This window comes from Pedobacter cryoconitis (assembly GCF_003259615.1).
Classification (GTDB): domain Bacteria; phylum Bacteroidota; class Bacteroidia; order Sphingobacteriales; family Sphingobacteriaceae; genus Pedobacter; species Pedobacter cryoconitis.
Window position 1 is genome coordinate 110,861 of record NZ_QLLR01000016.1, and the last position, 8,582, is coordinate 119,442.

Here is an 8,582-nt window from a genome sequence, read left to right on the forward strand (position 1 = left end):
TTATGCCCTATGGGCGGTTAGTTACCTATTGAATTTCGTTTTATTAGCGCTTGAATTTTGTGCGCCTTCAGGAAATCACCTCCTTCAACATGCTGATTCATAACATGAGTAAGACTAACCTGCTTTTTCTGTCTTCTTTTTAGTTTGGGATCATAGTCAAATAGATCTGAAGACTGAACATAAGACATTGTATTTCCGTGTAACACGTACCAACTTGAATTAGCAGAATGCCAAACTTCCCCGCAGCATAGGCGGCAATGCGGATAAGGATAGAAATATTTGATCTCGCCACACTTAACTCGTTTACCATTGCGATCTTTGTTGTTGTAACTGTAGAACCTTTCTGGCCTGATTTCCATGTCTGTTTTAATATCTTCCAAACAGTTTATTACACCGTGGAAATGGGCGTTAATCCCTAATGTTTTTAAAATACTTTCTACAGGCGTAAGCTCACGATCATTAATTTTCAACTTACAACCCAGTGATTTAAAGAAATTAATAATCTTAAGTTTTTCAAGATCCACAGCCTTGTATTGGAGGTATGAAAGATTCGTATGTCTGTCGTCCCTTTGATCATCCCAAAACGACTGTGCGTGACCAGTCCATAAGTTTGCAACATCTCCGAACTTAATTTCAATACCACGGCCAGTAATTTCCATTAGGCATCTGACATTACCTTTGCACCCAATTTTATGGTATTTCGATAAGCAGTTGTAATGCTCCTTGTAAGATAGATTTTCACTAATCGTCCACCCTCTTGATTTAAGGAATTTAATTGTTTGAATCCAGCGACTGTAATGATGTGCTTTTTTCATTGCTTTAAACAGTTCAGAATATCTTTCGGATTCGATATGCACCGTATCTTTATAGTGTCTTATTTCCCATTTTCCCCTCATTTCCTTATTTGTTAGCCCTGTTAATGATCCTTACTGATTTTTTAACATCCTTCAATCTTTGACGCTCAATTTCACGTCTTTGTCTTCTGGTTAACCCTATTTCCTCTATGAGTTTAGAGAGATCACAAAATTCTCTTTCAAACATTCCCTTGTTGTTTATCCGCTTTATCAGTGGTAGGTGAACGTAAATACCCTAACTCTACAGCTTTCTCTTGAATAGCTCTCATATCTTCAGCCGAATACCCCCAATGCTGACAATACAGGCCGCCGTATCCTTGATTGTGGTTAGAATATTCACCAGTTCTGACGAAGTCGCAGAAGTCGCGGATTAAAGACTCCAGTGTGCCGCCGTGAAACCAATTTGCCATACGACCATTTTTTTTAACGGAAAAGCATATTTCCTCAACAGGACGATGATCAGATACCCATTCACATTTGTACCAAATCTTATTGTTGCGCAGAAACAAATAAGCTACCTGGTCTTTATTATGAAAGAACCTTCTCCCTCTGCTCGCTATTTCAGCGATAATTTGATTTACTATTTTAACCCTCGCCTCTTTATCAAATTGCTTCTGCCTCTCTATACAGACCTCTGGTAGTACTATTCCCATTGTTGTTTTCTCCTTATTTGTCTTAGTGTTTGTTCTATTAGAATTGAATAATTAAGTTGTTTGCTTTCCCATTATTTAGAATAGGACTTATTAAATATAATTTAAATAACAAAGGTTCTATTGATGGAAAAACCCTTTTCTTTCGCCATCGTGTGGTTGCCGCCTATCACATCGTGACAATGACGGCACACTGCGAGAAAATGCTCCACCATGTTAAGCCTTTCATTCTCCTTGCCCCACTTGTGATGTACGTCGGTGGTCATAACTGTACAGCCTGGTAGCTTTGCTTGGCACTCTGGATTCGCTTTTTTAAAAGCGGGGCAAATCTTTGCGTATACCCTCAGCTCTTTCGCTCTTCTATCGCTTACAAGTTTGATTGCTGGACGTTTAACAGCGGCAACCGCAGCCATCTGCTTTCTGGCAATCGGCTTAGGATTTAGCTGGCTTGGCATTTTATAATGGATCTTACAGAATCCTTTTGCGTAGGGGGCGCCGCCGCAGGTTGTACAGGTTTTAGCCATGATAAATTATTTTAAATTGGTTATTATGGTTAGCATTACACTCATTAAATCGCATCAGACATATATTCTTTTACTGTTTGCATGAAAATATCCATCTTGCGAATTACAATACAATACCAACCATTTGCTGTTAATTCGGCTAGGAATAGATCTTGATTTTCGGTAGTTCCATTAGTCCCCACCTTTAACTCAATAGCTAACCCAGCGTATTGTTTTGACTTTTTATAGATCATCAGATCCGGACAGCCAGCCCGTGTACCCATTTTCTTAAACTTTAGCGCCTCTCTTGCGTTCCGCTTCCCGCCATTCGGACTATGATGTACCAATAATTTCGGGTATTGTAGTTCAATCCACCTGACACATTCTTTCTGAAAATCATCCTCACTTTGCTTTTTCTCTCTCACGGACACAAGTTACCGGAAGTGGTTTGGAGCGAAAAAAATAATTAGCATCTCTTACTTAACGCCTCAGTTTGAGGCATTTAGTTAATAATATATTTTGTTTTTAGAAACATAAGAGTCTTAGCAAGCAATGGCGATACTCCAGAAATGTGATTTTCTATCAGAACCTTGCCCTCTCTGTCTAAATAAAGGTGAATCATATTGTTTCGTTTATTTTCAAAACCTTGAAGATTCGCAACTTTAATTAAGTCTTTTTTTGTAATGCTAGATATTTGTTTCATTTCCTTATTTGTTAGCCGCTTTAGCGGGGGTTAGTTACCGCCAAATCCCCGCATATTTCTATGCGAGGCGGTTATTAATCAATTAAGCGGTATTCTTCTTGCGGGCCTTAGATTAGCCTTACCATTTTCAGATGGCCTAAAATTAATTTTCTTGTTTTTTTTAAGTAGTTCTTCAGCAGACTTTATAACGAAGTCTAATATTGATATATGACGTAATATTCCTATTTGCAGTAGTCCAATACAATCATCAGATATTATTTTATATCTGTTAGTCTTTAAAGTATGCTCAACACATTTGCAATGGTAATTCTGACAAATAACATGAACCTGCTCAATTGATATTTCTGCGGTAAACTTAACGTGAAGTTGGTATTTCATCTTTTATCTGTTTAGTTATTATATACCATTTGTTAATTAGTGTATTATACTTCTTATCCTTATGGTTAATCAGCTTATTCATTGTTTTTACAGGGAAGTATATGCTCCCTGTTTTTAGCAGCTCTTCTGATGTAACGTTATCCATAACTAGCCGTCTACCTTTAGTCGCATTAAAGAAAACGGAATACAGATGCGTCTCTATTTTTTTACTCATAATTCAATTTATTTACCCCCCCCCCCAAATGAGCTGGTTTGATTAGTTAAATACTTTAGTTATATACTCTCCTGTGTTATTGAACCAGTATCTTGCAGACATGTTGCTTTTTGTCGAGGGATGATTAAAAGTAACATCTGCAACAACCACAAGATCTTCTCCTGTATTAACGCTTTTGCTGGTAACAGAAGTAAGATTAACAGCGTAAAGATCTTTTAGACCTTGTTCAACTAAAATTTCTATTTGAGTTTTCATAATTGAGTTTTTATGCCCCCGGTTAAGGACTGGTTTGCACCTAAAAACCCCGCCTTTATCTCAGGGCGGGGTGGTAGTTAAAATGAGCAGTAGAGTTTATCAAGTATCTCCTTCGTTTCTTCGTGCGTGAAGGGTTTTTCCTGATCAATCAATACATGTGTGCTTCCTGGATTATTGACCGCTTCAAGAGCTTTGTATGTGTCGGAGAACAATGATAGCAGAAACGCTTTCTCTCTGTCAGATTCAATATTGATCATCAGCAAGCTTTCGTCTGATTTCTGATTTTTTAAATGTGTAGCTTTCATATTCGATTGATTTGTTGATTCAAATATAATACGATCGTATTATACATTTGTCATACAACTGTAATGTTGTATAATTCATTTGTATTATATTTTAATTAGCTATATTTGTTACTATGGACTTAAAGCAATTTCTAATAGACAACCCATTGATCAGTCAGACTGACTTAGCGCACGCTATGTACCCTGATACCCCTAAATCTGCTAAATCGAAACTTTCAAATAAACTGAACAACGCAAAAGCAGGCAACGGTAAGCAGCGAATAACTCCAGAGGATGAAAGACTCGCTTTAGAGGCACTAACCAAGCTCGGGACTAATATAGAAACGTTGAAAGGCGGCTAACCATCCTACTCGACTTTCGCCGCCCGAACTAATAGCCATTGTTCCAACTTGCTTAAGTCATCGGTACTTCTAATTGGTACTTTATTTTCTTGTGAGTATTTCCAGAGCAAATCAGTTAACTTTTCCGCAGCAATTGCTGATTTTTTGGCAAGTTGCCCTATAACCCATCCGTCTGCACTGGCTTGACTGATGAATCCTTTCGATTGATTAGGCGTACGGCATATAGCGTGATTAGCTTCTAGGTTTTCAACCAGCTTAGGGGGAGTCCAAGTCCCATGATCATTATAGGTAAACCAATACTTATCGCCTTTATAAAGGAATACCCCTTCTACTGACTCTGCAAGAGCATCTTGTGTATTAACTGTACTATTTATCCCGTCAGAAAGTTCAGATCTGGCTGGCGCAGGATTCTGTAGCAGATACATACCTGCAAACACTATATTCTGCCCGGCATGAATTGCTTTACAAAATTCATCATTATCACATTCGTGTTTAGCAGCTTCAGGTATCTCAAGGAACAGATTCCATGCTTCGGATAACTTCTTTATTACTTCTTCTTGTGTTTTCATTATTTTTGAATGTTTTAGTTATTATTTCACTCAATAAAGAGTTTAAAATTTAAGCAATTGCTATTTGGATATCGTATCCGTAACCTATAATAAGCGCCATAACAGACAGGTTTTCAACTGCGTTATTAATCTCGTTGTAGGGAATAGAAACGTTTTCAAACTTTTTATTGACTTTATAGAGCTTGTTTACATAATCAGCTAATACAGATCGCTGTAACGATTCCTTCCTTGTTAGCTTTTTTCGTTTCTTTCTCATGGCGCTGTATTTACATTCCTTAAAAAGACTACCCTGGTATTACCTCTAAAGATTTTTATTCTGTTTTGGATAGGGAAACCGTTTTTCATTGCCGTCGTTTCAATGACCTCATATTTCCCGTGGCTTTCCTCCTGAATAAATTCAAAGGGGGTTTTTGACTTATTTGCAAGCTTATAAAACCTGTCGCCGGGCTTTAGCTTGTCTATTTCTGTTACTACATTTCTTGTCATACTTTCAGATTTGATTGTTTATGATATTTATTATTTCCTCCATTGATGTAACCTTTCTGATCTTACTGTAATCCCCTGAAAACTCAATGGCTCCCCCCTGGTCTATATAGTCCTTGCCATATTGAATCAGAATTTCTGGAGCAGGAGTTTCGTTTTTAAGTATGATCACTTGGCCTCTTTCCAGACCGTCAAATATTTGGTAAGCCGCAGCTCTACCCCTCTTCAAAGTCATTGATCTCTTTTAATTTTGTTTTTAACTCTTCCAATTCAATCCTTAAATAATGTTCTCGTGAATGAGAGTTTTTAAGCTTCAGCCGAAGTATATTATTCCGGTTTACCAAGGTGTTATTGTCGTCTGCATATTCAAATAAAATCCTTAATCGCTCCTTACTGGTTTTATATCTATCAGTTTTCCCGTTCTTTGCGCCATACGCTTCAACCTCTATCATCATTGATACAATTACTCCTATTACAGTAATGGTATCTATAGAGGGCTTTAAAAGCTTAGATAATTCCATTTCATAAGCCTCTGACAATACCTTGTAATACTCCTTACTCTCTCCCATAACTAAAACATGCTTTCCTGATTCGGAACACCACTAAAATTTGTACTTGATAAAATACCAGCAGATGGATTATGTATATTGATAAGTTTTTTATGCTCAAAGGCATACTTGTTGCTACCGTTTAGCTTCTCGTAATACCTATTTTTTCTCCAGTCATAATAAAGATTTGTAATCCCCTTTCTACCTACTCCTTTGGGTTTTGATTTTTCGACTTGAACTACAAGCTGATTATCCTCATATGGTACGCCATTCTGATCAATAAGTCCTACCGGGGGTCTCCAAATGTTTATCCAACTGAACGCTTTCCTTAATGTAGCCTGCCCTCCTGCGGCTTCCCTTGCTTTTGGCATTTCATAATAGCTAAGTCCAGTATCCTTGTCTTTAACTAATTGCTGAAATGAAGGATGGAAGCTTAAAAAGCCGTGTCGTTTATCTCCTTTACAATGCTTTCTAAAAAAAGTCAACTCTTCCTCAATTGCTAAATCCTGCCTACCTCCATTATCTGTAAGTGCTAACTTGTGATTTAATTCATTCCAAGGTTCAGCCATTACATTCTTAAAGAAAGACCCTGTTATCTTTTCATAAACTCTTATTGCGTCCCTTAATCCAGCGAATGAGTATGTTTCTTCATCGTCATCAGCAATAGCAAAGTGATGATTTACCCAATTCAATGCCTCATGGAATTTTTTATCATCACAGTAGTAGTCCCCGCTCATATAAGCTGGTTGCCCTAGGTATTTATGCACAAGCTCCATTGTAATCTCTTCTGCATTACCAGTTTCCGGGCTTAGTATTATGCCTTTTTGCCCCTGATCAATAGCGTCATTAATCATCAACTCAAAAATAAATTCACTTTTTCCATGCGTAGGCGCACCTTGGATGATAGTAAATGACCCATCTTTAATACTATACAGATCGTCTAGACACCTAAACCCGGTATTATTCCCTCTTTGAACTCCATTTTTCCGTAAATCCTCAACTTTCCCCCGAATGCTATTAATTGATTTTATCATTTAGTTTGTCATTTGAGGTGTATATCCTTGTGTTGCTTTCGTTTCTTCTGGCTGATTAATAAATTTCTCCAGCTTGCTCTCTCTTAATATAAATTCCGGTGTCAGATATTTAAATTTTGTATCAATATGGTATTTGTCTTTGTGTGCGTTTGCAATTGCTGCTACAATTTCTTTCCTGGTATATTTTTTAAGTCTCGCTTTTAAGGAAGTTTTTACCGTATCAGTCACTTTGAACTTTCTTTTAGCAATTGCATTAAATCCATCAATAAATTTTTCAAAATCAATAGACGCAGTTGGAACAACTGGGGTTATAACTTTACTATTAGGTATTCCATTAACAGTTCCATTAACATTAACAGGTTCGTTTACTTCAGCTTGCTTCGTTAATGAAGCATTTGGTTCGTATGCTTCTGCCTCTCTCTTTCTCCTCCTAACTTCGCCGCTTTTAATGCCGCCTAACTTTCCAGAAACCGACCTAACTCCTTTTGTTTTCTCCCATTTAGCTGAATCTCTTTCTATTTGCCTTTTTACAGGTTCGAATGCAAGAGCAAGAGCTAATTCTTCTATCACAGGCTCTATATCGTTGACATAGTCCAAAATTGTCTTAAAGAACATACCAGCCTTATCATTAGGCATCAATGAAACTGTATGTATCAGGTCGGCGTAAAGAATAAATGATTTTTTTTCGTCAGCCATAACCTATATTCTAAATTTTCTCCAATTGACGCTTATGAGCCGTGCTGATCCTATGATTTTTACTCAGCTCGGCTATTACTCCTAGTTCGCCAGATTTTATCCGTACAACAGCCTTTTCAAATTGTGATTTAGTAAGCCAAAGCCTATCGTCTGTCATATTTCTAGGGATTTGCCAGGCGGCAGAATATCTGTTTTTCGATAAAACTGATTTCATTCTATTATGCTGAGCTTGCCCAACTGCATGTGTGGGTATCCGTAATTCTTGTGCGATCTGGAATACATTTAATTCAGGATTCCTTTCCATGTAATTAAGTATTTCAGCCTCTGTATATTTGTCTTTATCCTCTGTCATTTTGTGTAATTTTATTTGATTTTTTAAGCACATTAATTGGCGCGAGTCCATTTTCAATAAGCTTTATATCCAGAGCCATAGCCGCAATTTTTGCAGTTTTACCGCTCACAGTAAATAGCTTTCCCAGTATGGTTTTTGATGCGCTGTAAAATGTTTCTGTACTATTCCTTACGCTTTTCATTTTATAGACATACTTGTATTCCGTTTTCTCTAGTTTTCTAGAATAAACCATAAATACTCCTTCCGAATAAAATGAGCATTTCGACTCTTATTATGCTTAATATTAGGCATAAAATTTTAGGTGTTATGCTATTGATAGGTTTATTAAAACTCATTGTGTTTAAATAATGGCGGCAATCTTTTAACCGCCATCTAGTCAATAGAATGCGATTAATTAATTTATATTTTGGCGCTTTTCTTTGATAACCTCGCGCCAATTAAAGGTTATTCAGACTCTACAAACTGCCCTTTGCTTAACGAATAATAGGTATCAGCCTTTATTATTTTACCGTCAACAATTACGGATTTAACATCATTTATTTTATAAGACCAGTCTTCTTGTCTAATCCATTCAGAAACAACTATCCAACATCCTATTGATGCTTTTGCCTTGCTTCCGGCACCCAAGGCAGCAGCTACTGTATTTTTCCCGGTGGTTGCTGCATTGGCATAATTCCCGGTGGTTGCTGCATTGGCA

At 37.2% G+C, this 8,582-nt stretch carries 19 protein-coding genes; 1 reads left to right on the forward strand and 18 read right to left on the reverse strand.

The genetic code is table 11. The annotated features are described in order from the left end of the window. Window positions 1-17: 17 nt before the first annotated feature. From LY11_RS15680 to LY11_RS15720, 8 genes are all read right to left on the reverse strand, one after another. The gene (locus LY11_RS15680) at window positions 18-815 is read right to left on the reverse strand and encodes a hypothetical protein (RefSeq protein ID WP_146610858.1); all 798 of its coding nucleotides are present in this window, start codon (window positions 813-815) and stop codon (window positions 18-20) included. A gap of 85 nt (window positions 816-900) precedes the next feature. Continuing rightward, the gene (locus LY11_RS26725) at window positions 901-1,041 is read right to left on the reverse strand and encodes a hypothetical protein (RefSeq protein WP_170132701.1); all 141 of its coding nucleotides are present in this window, start codon (window positions 1,039-1,041) and stop codon (window positions 901-903) included. After that, window positions 1,034-1,507 carry a hypothetical protein gene (locus LY11_RS26925; protein ID WP_211321569.1) on the reverse strand — a complete coding sequence of 158 codons (474 nt, stop codon included), beginning with the start codon at window positions 1,505-1,507 and terminating at the stop codon, window positions 1,034-1,036. The genes LY11_RS26725 and LY11_RS26925 overlap by 8 nt, the downstream gene beginning before the upstream one ends. Before the next feature lie 101 nt (window positions 1,508-1,608). After that, a complete protein-coding gene (locus LY11_RS15690; protein WP_111634604.1) occupies window positions 1,609-2,028 on the reverse strand; it encodes a hypothetical protein in 420 nt (139 codons plus the stop codon). Window positions 2,029-2,072: 44 nt separating this feature from the next. Beyond that, window positions 2,073-2,432 (reverse strand): VRR-NUC domain-containing protein, encoded by a 360-nt coding sequence (locus LY11_RS15695; protein WP_170132702.1) that lies wholly within the window; start codon window positions 2,430-2,432, stop codon window positions 2,073-2,075. A 356-nt stretch (window positions 2,433-2,788) separates the two neighbouring features. Then, window positions 2,789-3,088, reverse strand: a complete 300-nt coding sequence (locus LY11_RS26730; protein WP_111634607.1) for a hypothetical protein — start codon at window positions 3,086-3,088, stop codon at window positions 2,789-2,791. Between the two features lie 256 nt (window positions 3,089-3,344). Next, window positions 3,345-3,557, reverse strand: a complete 213-nt coding sequence (locus LY11_RS15715) for a hypothetical protein (RefSeq protein ID WP_111634609.1) — start codon at window positions 3,555-3,557, stop codon at window positions 3,345-3,347. A 77-nt stretch (window positions 3,558-3,634) separates the two neighbouring features. After that, entirely contained in the window at window positions 3,635-3,862 is a 228-nt protein-coding gene (locus LY11_RS15720; protein ID WP_111634610.1) for a hypothetical protein, read from the reverse strand. A gap of 113 nt (window positions 3,863-3,975) precedes the next feature. Between LY11_RS15720 and LY11_RS15725 the strand changes: the two genes are divergently transcribed. After that, complete coding sequence (locus LY11_RS15725) at window positions 3,976-4,203, forward strand: hypothetical protein (RefSeq protein WP_111634611.1); 228 nt, start codon at window positions 3,976-3,978, stop codon at window positions 4,201-4,203. A gap of 5 nt (window positions 4,204-4,208) precedes the next feature. Here the strand turns inward: LY11_RS15725 and LY11_RS15730 are convergent, their stop codons facing one another. The 10 genes from LY11_RS15730 to LY11_RS26735 all read right to left on the reverse strand — a co-directional run. Further along, window positions 4,209-4,772, reverse strand: a complete 564-nt coding sequence (locus LY11_RS15730; RefSeq protein WP_111634612.1) for a hypothetical protein — start codon at window positions 4,770-4,772, stop codon at window positions 4,209-4,211. A gap of 49 nt (window positions 4,773-4,821) precedes the next feature. Beyond that, entirely contained in the window at window positions 4,822-5,028 is a 207-nt protein-coding gene (locus tag LY11_RS15735) for a hypothetical protein (protein WP_111634613.1), read from the reverse strand. Beyond that, the gene (locus LY11_RS15740) at window positions 5,025-5,258 is read right to left on the reverse strand and encodes a hypothetical protein (RefSeq protein WP_111634614.1); all 234 of its coding nucleotides are present in this window, start codon (window positions 5,256-5,258) and stop codon (window positions 5,025-5,027) included. The genes LY11_RS15735 and LY11_RS15740 overlap by 4 nt, the downstream gene beginning before the upstream one ends. A 4-nt stretch (window positions 5,259-5,262) precedes the next feature. Beyond that, window positions 5,263-5,490: a hypothetical protein gene (locus LY11_RS15745; protein ID WP_111634615.1), complete on the reverse strand. Its 228-nt coding sequence runs from the start codon at window positions 5,488-5,490 to the stop codon at window positions 5,263-5,265. Beyond that, window positions 5,471-5,824 carry a hypothetical protein gene (locus LY11_RS15750; RefSeq protein ID WP_111634616.1) on the reverse strand — a complete coding sequence of 118 codons (354 nt, stop codon included), beginning with the start codon at window positions 5,822-5,824 and terminating at the stop codon, window positions 5,471-5,473. Before LY11_RS15750 ends, LY11_RS15745 begins: the two co-directional genes overlap by 20 nt. A 2-nt stretch (window positions 5,825-5,826) precedes the next feature. Continuing rightward, window positions 5,827-6,837, reverse strand: coding sequence for a P-loop NTPase family protein (locus LY11_RS15755; protein WP_111634617.1), 1,011 nt, complete (start codon window positions 6,835-6,837; stop codon window positions 5,827-5,829). Further along, a complete protein-coding gene (locus tag LY11_RS15760; protein ID WP_111634618.1) occupies window positions 6,838-7,533 on the reverse strand; it encodes a DUF6291 domain-containing protein in 696 nt (231 codons plus the stop codon). It lies immediately after the preceding gene. Between the two features lie 10 nt (window positions 7,534-7,543). After that, the gene (locus LY11_RS15765) at window positions 7,544-7,885 is read right to left on the reverse strand and encodes a hypothetical protein (RefSeq protein ID WP_111634619.1); all 342 of its coding nucleotides are present in this window, start codon (window positions 7,883-7,885) and stop codon (window positions 7,544-7,546) included. Next, on the reverse strand, window positions 7,872-8,066 hold the full coding sequence (locus tag LY11_RS15770; RefSeq protein ID WP_170132703.1) for a hypothetical protein: 195 nt from the start codon (window positions 8,064-8,066) through the stop codon (window positions 7,872-7,874). Before LY11_RS15770 ends, LY11_RS15765 begins: the two co-directional genes overlap by 14 nt. A gap of 263 nt (window positions 8,067-8,329) precedes the next feature. Next, a partial coding sequence (locus LY11_RS26735) for a hypothetical protein (protein WP_211321570.1) occupies window positions 8,330-8,582 on the reverse strand: 253 nt, incomplete at its 5' end.

Excerpts from the sequence above, each read along its gene's own strand:
- LY11_RS15680 (WP_146610858.1), bottom strand. The coding sequence starts at position 815 with ATGAAAAAAGCACATCATTACAGTCGCTGGATTCAAACAATTAAATTC.
- LY11_RS26725 (WP_170132701.1), bottom strand. The coding sequence starts at position 1,041 with ATGTTTGAAAGAGAATTTTGTGATCTCTCTAAACTCATAGAGGAAATA.
- LY11_RS26925 (WP_211321569.1), bottom strand. The coding sequence starts at position 1,507 with ATGGGAATAGTACTACCAGAGGTCTGTATAGAGAGGCAGAAGCAATTT.
- LY11_RS15690 (WP_111634604.1), bottom strand. The coding sequence starts at position 2,028 with ATGGCTAAAACCTGTACAACCTGCGGCGGCGCCCCCTACGCAAAAGGA.
- LY11_RS26730 (WP_111634607.1), bottom strand. The coding sequence starts at position 3,088 with ATGAAATACCAACTTCACGTTAAGTTTACCGCAGAAATATCAATTGAG.
- LY11_RS15715 (WP_111634609.1), bottom strand. The coding sequence starts at position 3,557 with ATGAAAACTCAAATAGAAATTTTAGTTGAACAAGGTCTAAAAGATCTT.
- LY11_RS15720 (WP_111634610.1), bottom strand. The coding sequence starts at position 3,862 with ATGAAAGCTACACATTTAAAAAATCAGAAATCAGACGAAAGCTTGCTG.
- LY11_RS15725 (WP_111634611.1), top strand. The coding sequence starts at position 3,976 with ATGGACTTAAAGCAATTTCTAATAGACAACCCATTGATCAGTCAGACT.
- LY11_RS15730 (WP_111634612.1), bottom strand. The coding sequence starts at position 4,772 with ATGAAAACACAAGAAGAAGTAATAAAGAAGTTATCCGAAGCATGGAAT.
- LY11_RS15735 (WP_111634613.1), bottom strand. The coding sequence starts at position 5,028 with ATGAGAAAGAAACGAAAAAAGCTAACAAGGAAGGAATCGTTACAGCGA.
- LY11_RS15740 (WP_111634614.1), bottom strand. The coding sequence starts at position 5,258 with ATGACAAGAAATGTAGTAACAGAAATAGACAAGCTAAAGCCCGGCGAC.
- LY11_RS15745 (WP_111634615.1), bottom strand. The coding sequence starts at position 5,490 with ATGACTTTGAAGAGGGGTAGAGCTGCGGCTTACCAAATATTTGACGGT.
- LY11_RS15750 (WP_111634616.1), bottom strand. The coding sequence starts at position 5,824 with ATGGGAGAGAGTAAGGAGTATTACAAGGTATTGTCAGAGGCTTATGAA.
- LY11_RS15755 (WP_111634617.1), bottom strand. The coding sequence starts at position 6,837 with ATGATAAAATCAATTAATAGCATTCGGGGGAAAGTTGAGGATTTACGG.
- LY11_RS15760 (WP_111634618.1), bottom strand. The coding sequence starts at position 7,533 with ATGGCTGACGAAAAAAAATCATTTATTCTTTACGCCGACCTGATACAT.
- LY11_RS15765 (WP_111634619.1), bottom strand. The coding sequence starts at position 7,885 with ATGACAGAGGATAAAGACAAATATACAGAGGCTGAAATACTTAATTAC.
- LY11_RS15770 (WP_170132703.1), bottom strand. The coding sequence starts at position 8,066 with ATGAAAAGCGTAAGGAATAGTACAGAAACATTTTACAGCGCATCAAAA.